Below are 20,339 nucleotides of genomic sequence, written 5' to 3'. Positions count from 1 at the left end.
GCGCGGCAGAGATGAGGAACAATGACCGACCCGAACGCCGGCACGCCCACCGAGGCCACATCCTCGGATGCACCTGCCCCGACCCCCGGTGCCGCCCAGCCCGGCACCTCGACCACCGGCGGATCCGAGCCAGGCCGTGTAACCGAGCAAGGCAGTGCACCGAAGCCAGGCAGTGGCCCCAAGCCAGGCAGTGGCCCCAAGCCAGGCGGGGGGCCGAAGCCCGGTGGTGGCCCCAAGCCAGGCGGCCCAGGTGCTGGTTCTCCTCGTCCCGGCGGTTCGGCCGGAGCCAAACCCCACCCGGCGTCCTCGCACGTCGCCGCCGTGGTCCCCACGGTCGCCCCGGCAAGCGATCCAAGCAAGTTCGGCAGAGTCGACGACGACGGCACCGCGTGGGTGACCACCGCCGACGGCGAGCGGCAGATCGGGTCCTGGCAGGCCGGCGACGCAGCCGAGGGCCTCGCACATTTCGGTCGTCGCTACGACGACCTGGCCACGGAGGTCGGTCTGCTCGAGGCTCGATTGACCTCGGGCACCGGCGATGCCAAGAAGACCAAGGCCGCCGCCTCCTCGTTGCTGGAGAGTCTGCCGACCGCTGCGGTCATCGGCGATCTCGACCTGCTCGCCCGACGACTCGACGCCGTCGTCGAGCACTCCGACGCCGCAGCGGCCGTGGCCAAGCACGAGAAAGAACTCGAACGAGCCGAGCACACTGCTCGCAAGGAGGCTCTCGCAACCGAGGCCGAGCAGATCGGCAGCGAATCGACGCAGTGGAAGCAGGCCGGAGATCGGCTACGCGAGATTCTCGACGAATGGAAGACGATTCGCGGGGTGGACCGCAAGGTCGACGATGCCCTGTGGAAGCGCTACTCCAAGGCCCGGGAGAACTTCAACCGCCGCCGCGGCGCGCACTTCGCCGATCTGGATCGCGAACGAGGGGCCGCGAAAGTCCGCAAGGAAGAGTTGGTCGAGCGCGCCACGGCGTTGTCCTCGTCGACGGACTGGGGTCCCACTGCGGCCGCGTTCCGCGATCTTCTGGTGGAGTGGAAGGCGTCGGGGCGGGCTCCTCGCGACGCCGACGACGCCCTGTGGAAGAACTTCAAGGCTGCCCAGGACGTGTTCTTCGCGGCACGGAACGCGGCGGCTTCCGAGCGGGATGCCGAGTTCGAAGCCAACGCCGAGGCCAAGGAAGCTCTGTTGGCCAAGACTCACATCGATCCGAGCAAGGATCTCGATGCGGCTCGATCCGCACTGCGCGACCTGCAGGACAAGTGGGATGCCATCGGCAAGGTTCCGCGCGAGAAGATGCAGGAACTCGAAGGCAAACTGCGCGCGATCGAGAAGTCCGTGCACGACGCCGTGGAGTCGCAGTGGCGTCGTTCCGACCCCGAGGCGGTCGCCCGCGCTGCTCAGTTCCGCGAACGGGTGGCCCAGTTCGAGGATCAGGCGGCAAAGGCGACGGCAGCAGGAAAAACCAAGGACGCCGAGCGTGCACTGGCTCAGGCGCAGCAGTGGCGTGAGTGGGCCGACGCGGCCGAGAGTGCCGTAGACGAGCTGTGATTCGTCAACGGCACTCCTGACTGGGGACGGTCGGTCGGACCTAAGGGGCCGAGTGGCCGTCCCACAGTCGCAGCTTCTGTTCGCCCGACGCGGCCGCGATGCGTCGTTGTTCCTGAGCTGCGAGTTGCGAATTCGTCTTGTTCCACACTGCTTTGAGCCAGTGGAATGTCAACGCCATCACGGCGATCCACGCGATGATCAGACCGATCCCCGGCCCGGCGCCCTGCAGGTTGTCCGGCACGGTCTGCCTCGACCAGATCGAGAGCATCCCGAACACCGACGACACCGCGCAGCCGGCTAGCGCCGCCCAGGCCAACGCCCACATGCGGGTGACGAGCGCCAGTACGGACATGACCACACCGAACGTCAGCACCAGCACGACGAAGATCCGCGACGGCAGTGCAATCGATTCGGCGACTGCCGCATCGCTACCCGAGAGCACATCGAATCCGCTGGCAGATCCGGTGTGCGGCAACGCGAATGTGACCAGTAGGACCAGCACCAGCCCGGCCACGACCATGGCCCGCGCGCCGGGGTCCAACTCGGTCATCACCGCTCTCTCGGTTCGTCCGAGTTCCTCTGCGGATCGAGAAGGTACGACGCGGTCGGGTCCGTCTGTCTCGGTCATACGTTGCATCCTGTCTGCACCGGAAGCGGCGCCGGTGCGCCGATCGAGGGAAGTCCGAGGCCGACACCGATCGGTGCCGTCTTGGGCATGACGCCGCGTTCGTGGGCGTCGCCTGCTGCCGTGCGTCGGTGCGTGAGCACTCCCGCATCGGCGATGAGGTGGTACGGAGCGGCCGCGGTGAGGGTGGTGGTGACGACGTCGCCCGGGCGAATCTCGCTTGCTCTGTCGGCGTCGACGGCGAAGTGCACGAGTCGACCGTCTCGTGCTCGACCGCTCATCCGATGCGTGGCCGCATTCTTGCGCCCTTCACCGGTGGCGACGAGCAGTTCGACCTCGGTTCCGATCAGCGCCTGGTTGGCGGCGAGAACGATCTCTTCCTGCAACGCGATCAACCGCAGATACCGTTCCTGCACAACCTCTTTGGGGATTTGGTCGGGCATGTCGGCAGCCGGTGTGCCCGGACGCTTGGAGTACTGGAAGGTGTAGGCATTGGCGAACTTCGCGCGTCGCACCACGTCGAGGGTGTGCTCGAAATCCTCTTCGGTCTCACCCGGGAAGCCGACGATGATGTCGGTGGTGATGGCTGCGTGCGGCATGGCCGCGCGCACTTTGTCGATGATGCCCATGAACTTCGTCTGCCGATAGGACCTGCGCATCGCCTTGAGGATTCGATCCGATCCGGACTGCAGCGGCATGTGCAGAGTGGGGCAGATGTTCGGAGTGGACGCCATCGCCTCGATGACGTCATCGGTGAATTCGGCCGGATGCGGAGACGTGAAGCGCACCCGCTCGAGCCCCTCGATCGAGCCGCAGGCGGTCAGCAGCGACGCGAACGCGCCGCGATCACGAGGCATGTCCGGATCGGCGAACGAGGCACCGTAGGCATTGACGTTCTGACCGAGCAGCGTCACTTCGAGCACACCTTGGTCCACCAAAGCCTGCACCTCGGCGAGGATGTCGCCCGGTCGGCGGTCGATCTCCTTGCCGCGCAGCGCCGGGACGATGCAGAAGGTGCAGGTGTTGTTGCAGCCCACGGAGATCGACACCCAGCCCGCGTACGTCGACTCCCGCTTCGCGGGCAGGGTGGACGGAAAAGCTTCCAGGGACTCGAGAATCTCGACCTGGGCTTGCTCGTTGTGCCTGGCGCGCTCGAGCAACACCGGCAGCGACCCGATGTTGTGGGTGCCGAACACGACGTCGACCCACGGAGCCTTGTCGACCACCGTGTTGCGATCCTTCTGAGCCAGGCAGCCACCGACAGCGATCTGCATGTTGGGGTTTCGCGTTTTCGCCGGCCGCAACATGCCGAGGTTGCCGTAGAGCTTGTTGTCGGCGTTCTCCCGCACCGCACACGTGTTGAAGACGACGAGATCGGCATCGGTGCCGGCATCCGCCGGAACGTAGCCGGCCTCCTCCAACAGACCCGACAGCCGCTCGGAATCGTGAACGTTCATCTGACAACCGTGCGTGCGCACCTCGTAGCTGCGGGGAACTGCCGCCGACGGGTCGGTCACCGGCACGGGATCGGTACTCCCACGATCGGCCACGTCCACGGTCGGAAAAACACTCGTCTGCACCCCTCCAGGGTACGTCCATCGCACCGACCGGCCCGCCGGGGTCGCAGGCTCCACCACAGACTGTGCAGGGCCGATGCGGGCCGACAGTAAAGTTTCCATTACATAATCGAAGATGGCAGGCGAAAACGCCGGTCGGCGAGGAAACTACGCATAGGGTTTCGACTTATGACGCACGCCACCGACGCGCCGGCATCGACACCCCCGCCGGGCGCACCTTCGATGATCTCGCTCAAATCCGTCGACAAACATTTCGGTGATCTGCACGTCCTCAAGGACATCAACCTGGAAGTGCCGGCCGGTCAGGTCGTCATCGTCGTGGGTCCTTCCGGATCGGGTAAGTCGACTCTGTGCCGAACGATCAACCGGTTGGAGCCGATCGATTCCGGTGCCATCGAGGTCGACGGAGATCTACTCCCCGCCGAAGGAAAGGCTCTTGCGGCACTGCGTGCCGACGTGGGCATGGTGTTCCAGTCGTTCAACCTGTTCGCTCACAAGACAATCCTGCAGAACGTCATGCTCGCGCCCATGAAGGTGCGCAAGCAGAAGAAGGACGAGGCAGAGAAGAGCGCGTTGGCTCTGCTCGAACGCGTGGGCATCGCCAACCAGGCCGACAAGTACCCCGCTCAGCTCTCCGGTGGTCAGCAGCAGCGTGTCGCCATCGCTCGATCGCTCGCCATGAACCCCAAGGTGATGCTGTTCGACGAGCCCACCTCGGCCCTCGACCCCGAAATGGTCAACGAGGTGCTCGACGTCATGACCTCGCTTGCCAAAGAGGGCATGACGATGCTCGTCGTCACCCACGAGATGGGCTTCGCCCGCAAGGCAGGCGACCGCGTCATCTTCATGGCCGACGGAGCCGTCGTCGAGGACACCGATCCCGAAACCTTCTTCAAGTCCCCCAAGTCCGAACGCGCCAAGGACTTCCTCGGCAAGATCCTCGGTCACTGACCCGCTTCACCGTTCACCCCGTATACCCGAACCGATCCTTAAGGACATTCACTGTGAGAATCACCCGACCGCTTCGCTTCGGTGTCGCCATCGCCGCTCTCTCCATCGTCGCCACCGCCTGCGGCGGCGGCGAAGAAGCCCGCACCATCTCGAGCAGCGCCGAATCCGGCAACCTCATCGTCGGCATCAAGTTCGATCAGCCCGGCCTCGGTCTGCGCAATCCGGACGGCACCTTCAGCGGATTCGACGTCGAGGTCGCCAAGTACGTCGCAGGCAAGCTCGGCGTCGACGAGGCGAACATCGAATTCAAGGAGTCTCCCTCGGCACAGCGCGAGACCCTGATCGAAAACGGCGAGGTCGACTACATCGTCGCCACCTACTCGATCACCGACACCCGCAAGGAGAAGGTCGGCTTCGCCGGACCGTACTTCGTGGCGGGCCAGTCACTGCTGGTCCGTAACGACAACACCGATATCACCGGACCTGCCTCGCTCGAAGGAAAGAGGCTCTGCTCAGTCTCCGGTTCGACGCCGGCTCAGAATATCGCCGACGAGTATCCCGGTGTCCAGCTCCAGAACTACGACACGTATTCCGCGTGCGTCGAAGCCCTCAATAACAACTCCATCGATGCCGTCACCACCGACGACATCATCCTGGCCGGCTACGCTGCCCAGTTCCCAGGCCAGCTCAAAGTGGTCGGCGAGCCGTTCACCACAGAGAACTACGGCATCGGCCTGAACAAGGACGACACCGACGGTCGTAACAAGATCAACGACGCCATCGAGGAAATGATCTCCAGCGGTGCCTGGGAGCAGGCATTCGATGAGACCGTCGGTGCCTCGGGTTACCCGTTGCCCGAGGCCCCCACAGTCGATCGTTACTGATCCATCACGCCGCCGGGTACCGCTACGCAACCTTTGGTAGCCGTACTCGGTGGCCTGACTTCTCTCTGAGCCGTAAGGACCTGAGGCACCTTGAACCTATTGAGCAAGTACGGCAGTCAACTCGTCGAGGTATTCGTCACGACGATCCAGTTGACAGTGCTGTCGGCGATCGGTGCGTTGATCATCGGGACGCTGGTCGCAGCCATGCGCGTTTCGCCTATCCCGATAGCGCGAGCGATCGCCACCGTGTACGTCACGATCTTTCGTAACACCCCCCTGACATTGATCATTCTGTTCACCTCCTTCGGCCTGTTCCAGACCTTGGGTGTCTCGTTGGCGTCGCAATCCTCTCCAACGGGGCTCGTGGACAACAATTTTCGACTCGCTGTACTCGGCTTGAGCGTGTACACCGCGTCGTTCGTGGCCGAATCATTGCGATCGGGAATCAACACGGTGCCGGTCGGGCAAGCCGAAGCAGGCCGTTCTCTGGGCATGACCTTTACCCAGAACGTGAGCATTGTCGTGTTGCCTCAGGCATTTCGCGCAGTGGTCGGACCGCTGGGTAGCGTTCTGATTGCACTGACGAAAAACACGACCATCGCCTCGGTCATCGGTGTTGTCGAAGCATCGTTCCTGATGAAAGAGATGATCGAGAACGAAGCCGCGATCTTCGTCGTCGGCGGCATCTTTGCCCTCGGCTTCATGATCCTGACGCTCCCGACCGGGCTGCTGTTCGGCTACATCAGCAAGCGATTGGCGGTGTCATGATGAGTGATGCAGTAGCAGTCCTGTACGACGTACCCGGGCCCAAGGCAGTACTGCGGTATCGCATTCTGTCGGGCGTAGTCGCGGTCTTCTCCCTGGGAATCGCGTTCCTGATCTATCGCGCACTCGACTCCAAAGGTCAGCTGACCGCGGACAAGTGGAGTCCATTCCTCGAATCGACCACGTGGACCACGTATCTGTTGCCCGGTATTCAGGGAACGTTGATCGCCGCGGCACTGTCGATCGTGTTCGCATTGATTCTCGGTGCGGCCCTAGGTATCGGCAGGCTCTCCGATCACCGGGTGGTACGGGTGATCAGTGGCGCATTCGTCGAGGTGTTCCGCGCAGTTCCCGTACTCATCCTGATGATCTTCCTGTACGCGGTGTACGCCGACTACGAGGTCTTCAAGGTCAAGTATCTTGCCTTGGCTGCCGTGGTCACAGGCCTGACTCTGTACAACGGTTCGGTCATCGCCGAGATCGTCCGCGCCGGTGTCAATTCGCTGCCGAAGGGTCAACGCGAAGCCGCGTCGGCACTGGGCATGCGCAAGAGCCAGGTCATGCTGCTGGTCCTGCTCCCCCAGGCCGTCACCGCCATGCTCCCGGCGATCATTTCGCAGATGGTGGTGGCGCTGAAGGACTCGGCGCTCGGTTACGTCATCGGGTACGTCGAAGTCGTCCGCTCCGGTCAACAGGTCGGCGCGTTCTACAGCAACTATCTGCCGTCGCTGGTGATCGTGGCTGTCATCATGATCATCATCAACTCCGCGCTGACGAAGCTGGCCACCGTGGTCGAACGTCGACTGCGATCGCGAAAGCGTAAGGGCGGCACCGCCGATGTCGTTCCTGCTCTCGACGGCGGTCAGGCAGCCTGACCTAGCATCAGCTGAAACATTCGGAAATCCTTTACAAGTAAGGCCCGCAACACCGGTGGTGTTGCGGGCCTTACTGTTTCTCGACGGCACCGCCTCGAGGTGGACGATCACATCGAGTCGGGGCCGTCGAAGTCTTCGGTGTCTGCACCTGCGCGGTCGAGTTCTTCTTTGACCACCGCAAATGCCATTCCTTGCGAGTATCCGCGGCGAGCGAGCATACCGACCAGCTTGCGGACTACCTTGTCTCGCTCCACACGGGCATCCGGACCACTCGGATCAGGCAGCCTCAGGGTGCGAAATCGCTTGCGTACCAATTCACCTGCACGGTGGCGCTCGTCGTCGGCATCGATCAGATCCAATGCGCTTACAGCGAGCTCGCTGCTGACGCCCTTGTTTCGGAGCTCCATGCTCAGCGCGCGTTTGCCCTTGCCTGAAAACTTGTGCCGGGATTGGACCCATTGCTGCGCGAAGGACTCGTCGTCGACAAGCTTTGCCTTTTCGAGCCGGTCGAGAACTGCGGCCGTGATCTCGGCAGTGAAGCCCTTCTTCGCAAGATTCGCTTCGAGTTCGTGCCTGCTACGTGCTCGGTCGGTCAGCAGCCGAAGGCAGACATCTTTCGCCTGCGCCTCGGTGCCGCCACCCTCGTCTCGCTGCTGCACAGCGACAACAGGTTAGAAGTCGACCGGAGCGACTGCAGGCTCCTCCGCGGTGACGTCCGCGCCGATCTGCAGCTTCTCCATGATCTTCTTCTCGATCTCGTCCCGCACATCGGGGTTCTCGAGCATGAACTTGCGGGCGTTCTCCTTGCCCTGGCCGAGCTGATCGCCCTCGTAGGTGAACCACGAACCCGACTTACGAATGAAGCCGTGCTCGACGCCCATGTCGATCAACGAGCCCTCGCGGCTGATGCCCTTGCCGTAGATGATGTCGAACTCGGCCTGCTTGAACGGCGGCGCGACCTTGTTCTTGACGACCTTGACCCGAGTGCGGTTACCGATGGCGTCGGTTCCGTCCTTCAGGGTCTCGATGCGGCGGATGTCGAGGCGAACCGAGGCGTAGAACTTCAATGCCTTACCACCGGTGGTGGTTTCGGGAGAGCCGAACATGACGCCGATCTTCTCGCGCAACTGGTTGATGAAGATGACGGTGGTGCCGGAGTTGCTCATCGCGCCGGTGATCTTGCGCAGCGCCTGGCTCATCAGGCGAGCCTGCAGACCCACGTGACTGTCGCCCATCTCGCCTTCGATCTCGGCGCGCGGCACGAGTGCAGCCACCGAGTCGATCACGAGGATATCGAGTGCGCCCGAACGGATCAGCATGTCGGCGATTTCGAGGGCTTGCTCGCCGGTATCGGGCTGCGAGACCAGCAAAGCATCGGTGTCGACACCGAGCTTCTTCGCGTAGTCCGGATCCAGTGCATGCTCCGCGTCGATGAAGGCAGCGATGCCGCCGGCCCGCTGAGCGCTGGCCACCGCGTGCAAGGCAACGGTGGTCTTACCCGAGGACTCCGGGCCGTAGACCTCGATGACACGTCCACGCGGCAACCCTCCGATGCCGAGTGCCACATCGAGCGCGATCGATCCTGTGGGGATGACGGCAATGGGCTGGCGGACCTCGTCACCGAGGCGCATCACCGAACCCTTGCCGAAGTTCTTGTCGATCTGCGCGAGTGCGAGATCGAGTGCTTTGTCGCGATCGTATGCAGCCATCGTGAGCTCCCTGTGTCGTGTCGTTCAGCTGTGTCGTGTCGATCAGCTTTGTCGTCGGTAACGCTAGAACGGGGTACCGACAAGAAGTTTCTCTGGACCGCTCAGCAACCGTTGACACCAGCATAGGGGAACACGTGTTCGAGTCAACTACCACGACGTTCGACACGCCGAGCAAACTCGATCCGATCCGCAGAGCGCTACCAGCGTTCTCTGGGAACGTCGAACTCGTAGCAGATCGAGCGCCACACTTCCCTCGGGTCGACGCCCTCCTCGATGGCCTGAGCCCCGGTTCGTCCGATCCCGGACAGCACATGATCGGTCAACAGGGAATTGCCTCGAACGGAGCCGAACTCCTCGGTGAGCAGTTCACGAAATTCGGTCAGACGCACATCGTCAACCCTAACGTCCCGTCCCTCGCGCGTTCCGGGCGAGGACCTCGTGGCATACCGTCACCGGATCTTCGACGGACTTCGCGCCTGCCGCCGCCACGGCGGCAGCCCGGGCAAATCGCGGATCGGCGAGAACGTCGGCCACCGCGCCGGCGATCGACGTTGCCGTAGGGGGTCGCACGATCACGGCGCTCCCCTGACGCGCGGCCCGATTCGCCAGTTCCCACTGATCACCGCCACCGGGCACGGTCACCGCCGGAACTCCGTGAATGAGAGCTTTGGCCAACATGCCATGACCACCACCGCACACCACCACATCGGCGTGACGCAGAAGCTCGTCCTGCCGACCGAGGCCCGCATTCGCCCAGTTCGGCAGTACATCGGGGACCCCGTCGAGAACCGACGCCACGACCCGAACCCCGGTGCCGTCCAACCCTTTCAGCGCCATCTCGAGCATTCCCTCGGCACCGGTGAACGCCGTCGACGGGGCGACCATCACCAAAGGGGATTCGCCGTCCGGCAGCTCGAGCAGATCGTCGGTCGGCTCCCACAGCAACGGACCGATCACGTGCGCGTCCTCGGGCCAGTCGGGTCGCTCCACCTCCAACGCGGGAATGGTGGCAATCAGACGAGCACTCGGGCCCGGATCCCGGGCGGGTAGCCCGATACTCGTCCTGGCGAGGGAGCGTTGAGTCCGCCCCTGCGCGATCGAGCGTGCCGTCAGCGCGCGCATCACGGTATCGCGCAGCCTGCCACGAAGACCGGTGCCGGGAGCCAAGCCACTTCCGATGGGCGGCAACCCTTTCGAGGGTGAATACAGAGGATGGGGCGAGAGCTCGACCCAGGGTGTACCGAGCCGCTCGGCAGCCATGCCGCCTCCTGCGGTCAGGATGTCGGACACCACGAGATCGACGTTCTCCCGCTCGAGGTCGGGCAACAATTCGGTGGAGACGAACGCCGCGCGAGAGTGGATACGCTGTCCGGCGTCCAGATCGTCGTCCTCCGGTCGCGGTGTCAGTCCGCCCAACGGGAATGCCCGAAGCCCGAGCGCACGGGCGTCGGGCACCCAACGACTTCCGGTGAACAGGACCGGTTCGTCACCGGCCCGACGAAACAACAGAGACAGGGCAATGGCCGGAAACGCATGCCCCGGATCGGGCCCGGCCACCACTGCAACTCGCACCGGCCCAGCGTGCCACACCCGACTCCACGAACTCGACGCGTGTCGAGATCACTACAGGTCAACGAAATCCCGTCACGCACTCCGGGGACGCAGATAGGCATCGACCGCATACGCCATCTGGTGCATCACCTCGGCACCCGGGATGCGCTCGGACACCATCTCGGCGGACTGGACAGCCGACTGCACCATCAACAGCAACATCGTTGCCAACGTCGTGGGATCCCCGGGGCGAATCGACGAATCACGTTGTCCCACAACCACCAACGACGTCAAAGTATCGATGATCAACGATTGACTGGTACCGAGCCGATGCAGGATGTACGTAGCGAGCACATCGGAATCGGAACGCAGAATCTTCACGAACAGCGGGTGGATTCGGATCCGATCGGCAGCCTCGCCCACAGCGGACACGATCTGCTCTCGACCGGACGCGGTCGCGTCGAAGCTCGGTATGAGTGCGCTGATCTCGCGGGTGAGCAGGCTGGACACCACTGCCCGGGTATCCGTCCATCTCCGGTAGACAGTAGGTCTGCTGACCTCGGCTCGTCGGGCGATCTCGGCCAGGGTGGTGCGCCGGACACCATGCTCGAGGATGCACGATCGGGCCGCATCGAGGACGGAGTCTTCGATCGACTTCTCGGGCGCATCCGTCTCGCACGAATGCGTGGACTGAGACGAGGCAGGACTCGACACCGGTCGCTCGGTCACGTGCCACCCTTCACACTATGGGCCGAAGATCAGTACCACGGGCCGGATCAACTAATTTCGTTACTGTACCTCACGGCTTCGGTCACATTCGGTCCTCGATTCAGCGAGAGCACGAATCGGCAATCTACGCCGAAGAGAGACGACGGGGAATAGCGCCGGTCACCGACACGGCAATCGTCAACCCTGGCAAGCTGATCGACGTGACCGACGAATCCGGACGACCATGACCCGATCGGTAACAGTGCTGACCAATCCGACGGCCGGTGGTGGGCGCGCAGCGCATACCGGTCGGCGTGCCGTGGCACGACTCCGCGAACGCGAAATTCACGTCACGGCCATCGAAGGCCGCACCCCGGGAGACGCGTTGGCATTGTTGAACAGAGCCGTCGACAGCGGAACGGATGCCGTGGTCGCGGTCGGCGGCGACGGGCTGGTCAATCTCGTGATCCAGGTACTCGCCGGCACCGACACCCCGTTGGGTCTGATACCTGCGGGCACCGGAAACGATCTGGCCCGCGTTCTGGGGATACCTCGGGGCGATGCAGTCCGGGCAGCTGACGTCGTCGCCGACGATCTCACGCGAACGATCGATTTGGGTCGAGTCGGTGACCGGTGGTTTGCAACCGTCTTGTCCAGTGGTTTCGATTCCCTGGTCACCGAGAGAGCCGGTCGACTTGGATGGTTCGGCGGTCCCCTGCGCTACAACGCAGCCATGATTCTGCAGTTGGCCACGCTCGAAAAACTTTCGTACATCTTGGAATTGGACGATGCCGAACTTCGGGTCGACGCCACACTGGTCGCCGTCGGAAACGGCAGCTGTTACGGCGGCGGGATGGAGATATGCCCCGCGGCTCGAGTGGACGACGGACTGCTCGACATCACCGTCGTGCGGGGAGTGAGCCGAACTCGACTTCTCAGGATGTCGCCTACCCTCTACCGGGGAACGCACATCGATCTCCCCGAGGTCGACACCTACACGTCGGAACGGGTCACCCTCAGGTGCGAGGGAATCGTCGCATATGCGGACGGTGAACGCGTCGGCGATCTTCCGGTCACAGTGCAGACCGTACCGGGTGCTCTAAGGGTGTTCGTAGCCCGGAATCGCTCGTCGGGAGGTTGAGGGACAGACGAGTCAGAACTTGAGCGAAGGGTGGTCGTCGTTCGACGAGATCGCTTTGTACAGCCACACCAGTCCCAACACGATCGCACCGGCCACAACCAGCCAGAACACACCCTTGATGATGGTGCCGAGCAGCGCGAGTGCGATCCAGACCAGGACGATGAATCCGAGCACTTTCCAGAACATGTGGAACTCCAACCGTATCGACGCGCACCGTGTCGTGTCGCGTATTCCGATCTTGGCATCGGTGCGCTCCGAGCACATCGGGGTGAACCCTGAATTGTGTCAGCGGTGCCGCGCCCGAATCCGATCGATCTCGGTGAGTGCCTCGGCCCATCCTTGCAATCGGTCGGTGGCCGACTCGAGCTCGCGGCGGTGGACGTCCACAACGGTCGTCGATGTGAATGCAGCCGGTCCGGTCATGCGTGCAGCGGCCGCGACCAGTTGTTCGTATTGATCGACTCCGGCCGCGAGGTCTGCTGCAGCCGAATCTATTCCAATGCGCAGATGTTCACGTGTGGCGAAGCTGGCTGCCCCTGCTCGTTCCAGAGCGGCGATGTCGACGGCGACACCCTCGAGGCCCTGGGCAGCGTCCGAGGCCACACCGATCGTCTCTTCCACCTCGTCGGTCCCGATCGTCTCGGATCTCGCCAGAATTCCCAACAGCTCGAACAGACTCTTCTCGGCTCCGGCCAGCCGGGCCATCGGTTCGTATGCGGCAGATCCGCGCTGAGGCAACGTGCGCCTGGCCGGTATCCCCACGGGAACCGGCTGGGATCGCAGCCGTCGGAGCCGGGTGACCGCGAAGACAGCCGGAACGGCCATGAGCGCTGCACCTCCGCCGCCGACGAACAGCGACCACTCCGGTGCAGACAGCACAGCCAGTCCTGCTGTTCCTGCTGCCGTGGTGCTGGAGGCGGCTCCGAACCGTATTCCCCGTCGTCTGGCTCGACGAATCTTCTTCAGATGCTTGGCCCGAGGATCTTTTCGACGTCCGGCAGCATCGAACACGGACGCACCGACAGTGCGCGCCGATTCCGCCAGAGACCGCACCACCGCGCCCGACTCCGCTACCGCCGCGGTAATGGAGTCCCGATCGAGCGAAACGGCCGGCCGCTTACGACACCGGCCCGATTCGTGTTCTTTTCTACCCATGCCGAGAGTGGTGTCAGTCGACAGGCGTGTTCGTCCGGACGATCACGCCTGGGCCGGGGGCTCGGGCGTTGCGTTCGGGGACTTGGCGATCGACGGCTTGGCAGCAGCAGAATCGCCGGACGGCAGCGAGTCGCCCGCCATGGACGCGCGAATTTGCTCGAGCCGGCTGTGGCCCGCCATCTGCACCGACGCCTGCTGGACCTCAAGCATGCGGCCCGAGACGGTGTTCTGAGCCAACTCGGCCGAACCGAGAGCATCGGCGTAGCGGCGCTCGATCTTGTCGCGAACAGCGTCCAGGCTCGGAGTGTTACCGGGAGCGGACAGCGTGCTGTCCATCGAGCGCAGCGATTCGCTGACCTTCTCCTGCATTTTCGCCTGCTCGAGCTGGCTGAGCAGCTTGGTGCGTTCGGCGACCTTGGACTGCAGTGCCATTGCGTTCTGCTCGACGGCCTTCTTGGCCTGAGTGGCAGCCTGCAGTGACTGATCGTGCAGAACCTTGAGGTCCTCGACGCTCTGCTCGGCGGTCACCAGCTGGGCGGCGAACGCCTCGGCAGCATTGGTGTACTGCGTGGCCTTCTCGATATCGCCCGCTGTGGCGGCCTGATCTGCCAGCGTGACTGCCTGCCGAGCGTTCGCGTTGAGCTTCTCGACCTCGTCCAGCTGACGGCTGAGCTTCATCTCGAGCTGACGCTGATTACCGATGACGGACGCAGCCTGCTGGGACAGAGCCTGATGCTGCCGCTGCGCATCTTCGATCGCCTGCTGAATCTGAACCTTGGGGTCGGCCTTCTCGTCGATCTTGGAATTGAAGAGCGCCATCATGTATTTCCAGGCCTTGACGAAAGGATTAGCCATGGGGTGGTCCTGCCTCCATCTGTTGCGCCGCGGTGGCCGCGTACGGGTCGGCTGCTCTCGCAGTGACCGGAATGAACCTGTCCGTGCTGAAAAAGTCGGGTGTCTGGTCTGGGTCAGGAGTGGAAACGGAGTACTTTTCCGATCTTAGGCGGCAGCGAGAGCTCTGGCAGCAGGTGCGGGAATCACGACACGGGTATCGCCGTCGATGCGAGTTGCGACGGCCGCCTCGTCGGGTCGAGCGGCCGCGATGGACGCGTCGGACAGTGTCACGCTGACATCGCTCATGACATCCGAGAGCGGGACGGCGAGGGCATCGCAGATCGCGGCGAGCAGTTCGCTCGACGCCTCCTTACGGCCACGTTCCACCTCGGAGAGATACCCCAGGCTCACGCGTGCAGTATTCGAGACTTCACGCAGGGTTCGGCTCTGTGCGACGCGAGTGCGCCGCAGACTGTCGCCGAGTGCTTCACGCAATAGCAGCGCCATCTCGCTCCTCCTCGTTGGTGTCCGTACCGACGGCCGAGCCGTCGAGACGACAACGTTCATATCTCGTTCGTCCGGAGCCGTCATGATGTTCAACGTCCCAGTCGGTCCGATTGGTTCCCGACCCTATATGCCCGTTCACTCCAACACGCGCCGAAGCACCTCCGACACGTTTGCCAAGACTGTAACCCGCCGACGCGTTCACGAGGCGGACACTCCTCGGCGCAGCCGAACGGCCTGCACCACGTAATCGATGCCGGTGTAGACGGTCAGCAGAACCGCGAGAGCCATCAGCGCCATCGCGACGGGATCGACCGCACTCGGCAGCGGGCACAGGTACACCCCAATGGCGAATGTCTGCACCAGAGTTTTGACCTTCCCGCCGCGGCCGGCGGGGATCACACCGTGCCGGATGACGGCGAAGCGCACCGCGGTGATGCCGATTTCCCGCACCCCGATGATCACGGTCACCCACCAGGACAGATCGCCCAACATCGACAGACCGACGAGCGCGGCACCGATCAGTGCCTTGTCTGCGATGGGGTCTGCCATCTTTCCGAAATCGGTGACCAGACCGTACTTGCGTGCCACCTGGCCGTCGATCCGGTCGGTGATGGCGGCAACAGCGAATACTGCTGTTGCTGTCAGGCGCCAGGTGGTGTCGTGGCCGTCCCCCACGAACAACGCCGCGAGAAACACCGGCACCAGTGCGATTCGAAGAACCGTCAAGATGTTGGCGATGTTGAGCAACGGCACGTCGTCCGTTCCACCGGGGCCTGCGTTGCCATGTGGCAAATCTGTGCTGCGCGCACCACTCACGGCGCGGGAGCCACCGCTGACCGGGGCACGACTGTTTGCCTCACCACTACTCGACGGGACGCCCTGATCAGGCGCAACCGGCTCTGTCATAGTCGAACTCGCAAACCGACAGTGTCGAATCCGGCGGCAGGTCCACCCTCGCGCAGCGTCCACCCGCCGAGACGGGGACACAGCTCACTGAACGACACACGAAAAGTTTATCGGTTGCGGTACTGACTACTGTTCACCCCATGACTTCTGGGCCGAATCGGGCGAGTCGCGACAACGCAAATCCCGAATCCGACGCACATTCCGAGACCACGGACAGCCGCTCCGCACACGTCGGCACCCTCACCGTGCGTCGTGCCAGGACCTCGGACATTCCCGAGATCAAGCGCCTGATCGATATCTACGCCGGCCGGATTCTGCTCGAGAAGAACCTCGTCACGCTCTACGAAGCCGTACAGGAATTCTGGGTCGCCGAACGTGACGGCGAGGTCATCGGGTGCGGGGCATTGCATGTGCTCTGGGCCGATCTCGGCGAGGTACGAACAGTGGCAGTCGATCCCGCTGCGAAAGGGCATGGTGCCGGGCATCTCATCGTCGCCAAACTCGTCGAGGTCGCGCGTGATCTGGCGTTGCAGAAAGTGTTCGTGTTGACCTTCGAGGTGGACTTCTTCTCGCGGCACGGATTCGCCGAAATCGACGGAACCCCCGTCACCGCCGAGGTCTATGCGGAGATGTGCCGGTCGTACGACACCGGCGTGGCGGAGTTCCTGGACCTGAGCTACGTCAAGCCGAACACTCTGGGCAACACTCGAATGCTGCTGTCTCTCTGACAGAATTCTTCGGACAACCCCCGAATCCGGAAGAGAGCGCAATGCCCCTCATCGCCGTCAGCTACACCTACTCCCCCACCACCACGGACGGCCGCGACACCCATCGCGCAGCCCACCGTGCCTGGCTGGCCGAACTGCTCGAGCAGAAGACGCTGGTCTCTAGTGGCCCTTACGCCGACGGCAGCGGGGCACTGCTGCTGGTCGAGGGGCCGGACGCCGCGACCGTCGAAACACTCTTCGCGCAGGATCCGTTCGCGATCGAGAACCTCATCGAGTCGGCAACGTTCGACGAATGGACTCCGGTGATGGGCACCTTCACGTCCTGATCGCCCCGCTCACCCGGTTCGCGTGAATGAACCATTGCACTGCCGAGACGGCTGCAGTGGTTCATTCACGCGAACGGGGAGGGTCAGAACTCGTCCGAAGCCGGCTGCTCGTCCGGGTCGCCACCCTTGATCGACCACAGCAGACCGTCGAGCTCGTCCGGTTTGACGAGCACTTCGCGAGCCTTCGATCCCTCGCTCGGTCCTACCACTCCGCGGTTCTCCATCAGGTCCATCAAGCGCCCGGCCTTGGCAAAACCGACGCGTAGTTTGCGCTGCAGCATCGACGTCGAACCGAACTGGCTGGTCACGACGAGTTCGACCGCCTGCAACAGCACGTCGAGGTCGTCGCCGATATCGGGGTCGACATCCTTCTTGTCCGAGACCTTCGCTGCGGTGACGGTGTCGTTGTACTCCGGCTCGGCCTGGTTCTTGGCGAAGTCGACGACCGCCGCGATTTCCTCGTCGGTGATGAACGCACCCTGCAGACGTGTCGGCTTGCCCGCACCCATCGGCAGGAACAGTGCGTCGCCCATACCGATCAGCTTCTCGGCACCCGGTTGATCCAGGATGACTCGGGAGTCCGTCAACGACGATGTCGCGAAGGCAAGACGCGACGGGACGTTCGTCTTGATCAGACCGGTCACGACGTCGACCGAGGGCCGCTGGGTGGCGAGCACCAAGTGGATACCGGCGGCGCGGGCCTTCTGCGTGATCCGCACGATCGCTTCCTCGACGTCGCGCGGGGCGGTCATCATCAGGTCGGCGAGCTCGTCGACGATCGCGAGGATGTACGGGTAAGGCCGGTAGACGCGTTCACTGCCCAGGGGTGCGGTGATCTCGCCCGAACGGACCTTCTTGTTGAAGTCGTCGATGTGCCGGACCTTGTTGATCTGCATGTCCTGGTAGCGCTGCTCCATCTCCTCGACGAGCCAGGCCAGCGCTGCGGCAGCTTTCTTGGGCTGCGTGATGATCGGGGTGATGAGGTGCGGAATGCCCTCGTACGGCGTCAGCTCCACCATCTTCGGGTCGATCAGGATCATCCGAACCTCGTCCGGCGTGGCCCGCGCGAGCAACGACACCAGCATCGAGTTCACGAAGCTCGACTTACCGGAACCGGTGGATCCGGCCACCAGCAAGTGAGGCATCTTCGCGAGGTTGGCACTGACGAAGTCGCCCTCGATGTCCTTACCGAGTCCGATCACCAGCGGATGGTGATCCTTGCGCGTCGACGGCGCGGTCAGCACGTCGGCCAGTCGCACCATCTCACGGTCCGAGTTCGGTACCTCGATACCGACCGCGGACTTGCCGGGGATCGGTGCGAGCAGACGTACGTTGTCGGTCGCGACCGCGTACGCGATGTTGCGGGCGAGCGCGGTGATCTTCTCGACCTTCACACCCGGTCCGAGTTCGACTTCGTAGCGGGTGACCGTCGGGCCCCGGGTGAATCCGGTGACCGCGGCGTCGATCTTGAACTGCTCGAGGACCTCGGATATCGCCTCGATCATGGCGTCGTTGGCCTGGCTCCGCGTCTTGGGCGGGTCGCCGTCGATGAGCAGCGACAACGACGGCAGCGTGTAATCCCCATCGACGACGCGATCGACGACGATCTTGTCGTCCTCGGCTGCCTGCTTCGGTTCGGCCGCCTTGACGATCGGCTTGGGCTTCGGCCGCGCAGGATCGGGAGGCGCGTCGGGTACCGGCACTGCGGCAGCCGCAGGCGCGATGACCTCGGTGGCGGCCTCCGGGGCCGGGGTCTTACGGGCGCGCGGGGGCTTCGCGACCGGGATGTACTCCTCGGTCGGATAGTTGTCGTACGGGTCAGCGCCGCCGTGGACCGGATAGCCGTCGGCATCGAAGTTGGAGTCGTAGTCGCCGTAGCCCTCGTCTCCGAATTCGGACCCGAAGTCGGCCGGGTCGTAGTCCTCGTATTCGTCGCCCCGACTGTCGGTGCCGAACAGCGCACGCATGCGGTCCGGTACGTCGCGCACGGTGGTACCGGTGAGCAGCAGCACTCCGAACAGGCCGGCAAGCAGAAGCAGAGGCACGGCCAACCAGACGGTGAGGCCGTCGGCGATCGGACCGCCCGCCACGTACCCGACGAAGCCCGCACCCTCGGACCGGCCTGCGGCGTCGGTCGGCGAGCCAGCGGCCATGTGCCACAGGCCGAGGATCGGGAGGCCGAGAAGAATCGAGCCCAGAACCAGCCGAGGCCGCACCTCGGGACGGGGTTCGGACCGCATCAGAACGACCGCGATGCCGATGCCGAGAACGGGCGCAACATAACCGGCCTCACCGATGACGGCGCGGATACCCACCTCGATCCATTCACCGACGGGTCCCCCGGCACTGAACCACACACTCGCGGCAACAACGACGCTGACGGCAATCAGCCCGAGAGCGATTCCGTCCCGACGGTGTCCGTGCTCGATGTCGGCGGCCTTACCGACCGTCCTGGTCGTGGCACCGACACCTCGTGCCGCCATCGACCATGTGGACGCGATTCCGCGGCCGATCGCGTCGAGCGCACCGCGTGACTTCTTCTTGGTGGGCGGACGCCGTGACGCTGTTCCTCTCGCAGGTCCCTTGCCGCGAGACGACGCGCTCGCCCGAGTGGTCGCCGGGTTGCGCGGCGCGGTGGGCTTCTTCGGCGTCGTGACGGTGCGTGCTGTGCGACCGGTGCCGGACTTACGAGCCGTGCCGGACGCGCGCGAAGACCCGGATCCGCTGGATCCGGCCCTGGCGGTGGAGGTGCTGGTCTTTCCTGCCATGCACCCAGGCTAGTCGCAACAGCCCCGTCGAAACCATCCGCAACACCAGTAACAGCGGACAGGATGTGCGTCAGAAGCTCAGATCGAGCGCTTTCACCGCAGCGATGTCGCCCGCCGAACCCTCGAACTCGACCTCCAGCTGGTCTCGGCCGAACGCGTAGAGAAGCAGTTCGGACGGCTCCCCCACCACGGTCACACCGGTGCCGGAGCCACCCTTGAACGTGGCAGCACGGCCGTCCGGAGTGCGAGCATGCACCGGAATCGTCGCCGAGCGGTGCCCTGCTCGTCCGATGAACCGAACCTGCGGCCACAGTCGCTTCTCCACCGCGACCGGCAGTACTCGTCGCGTCCAACTCCCGGTGGCACGGCGCAGATCCTCGTGGTGAACGAACATCTCGCCGAGGTTGATCAGCGGATCCAGCAGAGCGAACGGCGACCACATCGGCGGTCCGGTGCGAACGTCCTCGACCACGGCCGCGAACGGTCGATTCGCGACGGAACGCTGAACCCGCTCGGTGTATCCGGCGAGCGGCGGCAGGAGGATTCCCGGCGACGCGTCGAGCCTTCGTTCGCGGACGACGAGGTGGGCGGCCAGATCGGCCGCAGTCCACTCACCGCACAGCGTCGGCGCGTCGGGACCCACGTCGAGAAGGGTCTGAACAAGTTGGGAACGTTCGTCCTGGGCAAGGCTCACGCGCTCCAGGCTACGGCCAGACGGAACCAGCGGCATCCTGCCGCGGGATCCCATCCTTTGTCTGGGTAACCTCCCAAC

Annotated in this window: 22 protein-coding genes; 8 read left to right on the top strand and 14 right to left on the bottom strand. The window is 63.9% G+C overall.

The features are described 5' to 3' along the window. The first annotated feature begins 21 nt into the window (after positions 1-21). A complete protein-coding gene (locus tag ACQR3T_RS06170; protein ID WP_428692780.1) occupies positions 22-1,557 on the top strand; it encodes a DUF349 domain-containing protein in 1,536 nt (511 codons plus the stop codon). Between the two features lie 40 nt (positions 1,558-1,597). Here the strand turns inward: ACQR3T_RS06170 and ACQR3T_RS06165 are convergent, their stop codons facing one another. Further along, positions 1,598-2,185, bottom strand: coding sequence for an Rv2732c family membrane protein (locus ACQR3T_RS06165; RefSeq protein ID WP_032378420.1), 588 nt, complete (start codon positions 2,183-2,185; stop codon positions 1,598-1,600). Further along, entirely contained in the window at positions 2,182-3,699 is a 1,518-nt protein-coding gene (gene miaB, locus ACQR3T_RS06160; RefSeq protein WP_080730580.1) for a tRNA (N6-isopentenyl adenosine(37)-C2)-methylthiotransferase MiaB, read from the bottom strand. The genes ACQR3T_RS06165 and miaB overlap by 4 nt, the downstream gene beginning before the upstream one ends. 282 nt (positions 3,700-3,981) lie before the next feature. Between miaB and ACQR3T_RS06155 the strand changes: the two genes are divergently transcribed. The 4 genes from ACQR3T_RS06155 (at position 3,982) to ACQR3T_RS06140 (ending at position 7,234) form a co-directional block, all read left to right on the top strand. After that, entirely contained in the window at positions 3,982-4,710 is a 729-nt protein-coding gene (locus ACQR3T_RS06155; RefSeq protein ID WP_170944851.1) for an amino acid ABC transporter ATP-binding protein, read from the top strand. 53 nt (positions 4,711-4,763) lie between these two features. Then, positions 4,764-5,594 carry a glutamate ABC transporter substrate-binding protein gene (locus ACQR3T_RS06150; protein WP_428692779.1) on the top strand — a complete coding sequence of 277 codons (831 nt, stop codon included), beginning with the start codon at positions 4,764-4,766 and terminating at the stop codon, positions 5,592-5,594. Between the two features lie 90 nt (positions 5,595-5,684). Further along, positions 5,685-6,362, top strand: coding sequence for an amino acid ABC transporter permease (locus ACQR3T_RS06145; RefSeq protein ID WP_428692778.1), 678 nt, complete (start codon positions 5,685-5,687; stop codon positions 6,360-6,362). Next, complete coding sequence (locus ACQR3T_RS06140) at positions 6,362-7,234, top strand: amino acid ABC transporter permease (protein WP_428692777.1); 873 nt, start codon at positions 6,362-6,364, stop codon at positions 7,232-7,234. The genes ACQR3T_RS06145 and ACQR3T_RS06140 overlap by 1 nt, the downstream gene beginning before the upstream one ends. Before the next feature lie 107 nt (positions 7,235-7,341). On the opposite strand, the gene ACQR3T_RS06135 is transcribed toward ACQR3T_RS06140, so the two are convergent. The 5 genes from ACQR3T_RS06135 to ACQR3T_RS06115 form a co-directional block, all read right to left on the bottom strand. Next, complete coding sequence (locus ACQR3T_RS06135) at positions 7,342-7,893, bottom strand: regulatory protein RecX (RefSeq protein WP_428692776.1); 552 nt, start codon at positions 7,891-7,893, stop codon at positions 7,342-7,344. Positions 7,894-7,905: 12 nt separating this feature from the next. Continuing rightward, positions 7,906-8,943: a recombinase RecA gene (recA, locus tag ACQR3T_RS06130; protein ID WP_032377151.1), complete on the bottom strand. Its 1,038-nt coding sequence runs from the start codon at positions 8,941-8,943 to the stop codon at positions 7,906-7,908. Positions 8,944-9,140: 197 nt separating this feature from the next. Then, the gene (locus tag ACQR3T_RS06125) at positions 9,141-9,332 is read right to left on the bottom strand and encodes a DUF3046 domain-containing protein (protein WP_032377150.1); all 192 of its coding nucleotides are present in this window, start codon (positions 9,330-9,332) and stop codon (positions 9,141-9,143) included. A 10-nt stretch (positions 9,333-9,342) separates the two neighbouring features. Further along, positions 9,343-10,515 carry a glycosyltransferase gene (locus tag ACQR3T_RS06120; protein ID WP_428692775.1) on the bottom strand — a complete coding sequence of 391 codons (1,173 nt, stop codon included), beginning with the start codon at positions 10,513-10,515 and terminating at the stop codon, positions 9,343-9,345. Between the two features lie 72 nt (positions 10,516-10,587). Continuing rightward, positions 10,588-11,208, bottom strand: coding sequence for a TetR/AcrR family transcriptional regulator (locus ACQR3T_RS06115; RefSeq protein WP_428693071.1), 621 nt, complete (start codon positions 11,206-11,208; stop codon positions 10,588-10,590). A gap of 238 nt (positions 11,209-11,446) precedes the next feature. On the opposite strand from ACQR3T_RS06115, the gene ACQR3T_RS06110 reads away from it, so the two are divergent. Next, positions 11,447-12,343 carry a diacylglycerol kinase gene (locus tag ACQR3T_RS06110; protein ID WP_428692774.1) on the top strand — a complete coding sequence of 299 codons (897 nt, stop codon included), beginning with the start codon at positions 11,447-11,449 and terminating at the stop codon, positions 12,341-12,343. A 12-nt stretch (positions 12,344-12,355) separates the two neighbouring features. On the opposite strand, the gene ACQR3T_RS06105 is transcribed toward ACQR3T_RS06110, so the two are convergent. The 5 genes from ACQR3T_RS06105 to pgsA form a co-directional block, all read right to left on the bottom strand. After that, on the bottom strand, positions 12,356-12,529 hold the full coding sequence (locus tag ACQR3T_RS06105; RefSeq protein WP_032378230.1) for a hypothetical protein: 174 nt from the start codon (positions 12,527-12,529) through the stop codon (positions 12,356-12,358). 99 nt (positions 12,530-12,628) lie between these two features. Then, positions 12,629-13,498 (bottom strand): phage shock envelope stress response protein PspM, encoded by an 870-nt coding sequence (gene pspM, locus ACQR3T_RS06100; protein ID WP_428692773.1) that lies wholly within the window; start codon positions 13,496-13,498, stop codon positions 12,629-12,631. A 42-nt stretch (positions 13,499-13,540) separates the two neighbouring features. Further along, positions 13,541-14,353 carry a PspA/IM30 family protein gene (locus ACQR3T_RS06095; RefSeq protein ID WP_032377147.1) on the bottom strand — a complete coding sequence of 271 codons (813 nt, stop codon included), beginning with the start codon at positions 14,351-14,353 and terminating at the stop codon, positions 13,541-13,543. Between the two features lie 144 nt (positions 14,354-14,497). After that, on the bottom strand, positions 14,498-14,839 hold the full coding sequence (locus tag ACQR3T_RS06090; protein ID WP_032377146.1) for a helix-turn-helix domain-containing protein: 342 nt from the start codon (positions 14,837-14,839) through the stop codon (positions 14,498-14,500). Between the two features lie 198 nt (positions 14,840-15,037). Beyond that, positions 15,038-15,745, bottom strand: a complete 708-nt coding sequence (gene pgsA / locus ACQR3T_RS06085; protein ID WP_428692772.1) for a CDP-diacylglycerol--glycerol-3-phosphate 3-phosphatidyltransferase — start codon at positions 15,743-15,745, stop codon at positions 15,038-15,040. Positions 15,746-15,885: 140 nt separating this feature from the next. Here pgsA and ACQR3T_RS06080 point away from each other — a divergent pair, with 140 nt between their 5' ends. Together ACQR3T_RS06080 and ACQR3T_RS06075 are read left to right on the top strand one after the other, a co-directional pair. Further along, on the top strand, positions 15,886-16,473 hold the full coding sequence (locus tag ACQR3T_RS06080; RefSeq protein WP_428692771.1) for an amino-acid N-acetyltransferase: 588 nt from the start codon (positions 15,886-15,888) through the stop codon (positions 16,471-16,473). Between the two features lie 41 nt (positions 16,474-16,514). Next, positions 16,515-16,799, top strand: a complete 285-nt coding sequence (locus tag ACQR3T_RS06075; protein WP_032377145.1) for a YciI family protein — start codon at positions 16,515-16,517, stop codon at positions 16,797-16,799. Positions 16,800-16,882: 83 nt separating this feature from the next. Here the strand turns inward: ACQR3T_RS06075 and ACQR3T_RS06070 are convergent, their stop codons facing one another. Both ACQR3T_RS06070 and ACQR3T_RS06065 read right to left on the bottom strand, forming a co-directional pair. Continuing rightward, positions 16,883-19,567 carry a DNA translocase FtsK gene (locus ACQR3T_RS06070; protein WP_428692770.1) on the bottom strand — a complete coding sequence of 895 codons (2,685 nt, stop codon included), beginning with the start codon at positions 19,565-19,567 and terminating at the stop codon, positions 16,883-16,885. 70 nt (positions 19,568-19,637) lie between these two features. Next, positions 19,638-20,261, bottom strand: coding sequence for a TIGR03085 family metal-binding protein (locus tag ACQR3T_RS06065; protein WP_155293062.1), 624 nt, complete (start codon positions 20,259-20,261; stop codon positions 19,638-19,640). Positions 20,262-20,339: the final 78 nt, after the last annotated feature.

The sequence above is a fragment of the Rhodococcus sp. IEGM1428 genome, from assembly GCF_050321865.1.
Taxonomy (GTDB): Bacteria; Actinomycetota; Actinomycetes; order Mycobacteriales; family Mycobacteriaceae; genus Rhodococcoides.
Note: the sequence above shows the minus strand (reverse complement) of the source record. Positions and strands in the feature narration are given on the sequence as shown.

What these genes read in the sequence shown, in the direction of transcription:
- ACQR3T_RS06170 (WP_428692780.1), top strand. Translation starts at nt 22, where the DNA reads ATGACCGACCCGAACGCCGGCACGCCCACCGAGGCCACATCCTCGGAT.
- ACQR3T_RS06165 (WP_032378420.1), bottom strand. Translation starts at nt 2,185, where the DNA reads ATGACCGAGACAGACGGACCCGACCGCGTCGTACCTTCTCGATCCGCA.
- ACQR3T_RS06155 (WP_170944851.1), top strand. Translation starts at nt 3,982, where the DNA reads ATGATCTCGCTCAAATCCGTCGACAAACATTTCGGTGATCTGCACGTC.
- ACQR3T_RS06140 (WP_428692777.1), top strand. Translation starts at nt 6,362, where the DNA reads ATGAGTGATGCAGTAGCAGTCCTGTACGACGTACCCGGGCCCAAGGCA.
- recA (WP_032377151.1), bottom strand. Translation starts at nt 8,943, where the DNA reads ATGGCTGCATACGATCGCGACAAAGCACTCGATCTCGCACTCGCGCAG.
- ACQR3T_RS06110 (WP_428692774.1), top strand. Translation starts at nt 11,447, where the DNA reads ATGACCCGATCGGTAACAGTGCTGACCAATCCGACGGCCGGTGGTGGG.
- ACQR3T_RS06105 (WP_032378230.1), bottom strand. Translation starts at nt 12,529, where the DNA reads ATGTTCTGGAAAGTGCTCGGATTCATCGTCCTGGTCTGGATCGCACTC.
- pspM (WP_428692773.1), bottom strand. Translation starts at nt 13,498, where the DNA reads ATGGGTAGAAAAGAACACGAATCGGGCCGGTGTCGTAAGCGGCCGGCC.
- ACQR3T_RS06095 (WP_032377147.1), bottom strand. Translation starts at nt 14,353, where the DNA reads ATGGCTAATCCTTTCGTCAAGGCCTGGAAATACATGATGGCGCTCTTC.
- ACQR3T_RS06090 (WP_032377146.1), bottom strand. Translation starts at nt 14,839, where the DNA reads ATGGCGCTGCTATTGCGTGAAGCACTCGGCGACAGTCTGCGGCGCACT.
- pgsA (WP_428692772.1), bottom strand. Translation starts at nt 15,745, where the DNA reads ATGACAGAGCCGGTTGCGCCTGATCAGGGCGTCCCGTCGAGTAGTGGT.
- ACQR3T_RS06080 (WP_428692771.1), top strand. Translation starts at nt 15,886, where the DNA reads ATGACTTCTGGGCCGAATCGGGCGAGTCGCGACAACGCAAATCCCGAA.
- ACQR3T_RS06075 (WP_032377145.1), top strand. Translation starts at nt 16,515, where the DNA reads ATGCCCCTCATCGCCGTCAGCTACACCTACTCCCCCACCACCACGGAC.
- ACQR3T_RS06070 (WP_428692770.1), bottom strand. Translation starts at nt 19,567, where the DNA reads ATGGCAGGAAAGACCAGCACCTCCACCGCCAGGGCCGGATCCAGCGGA.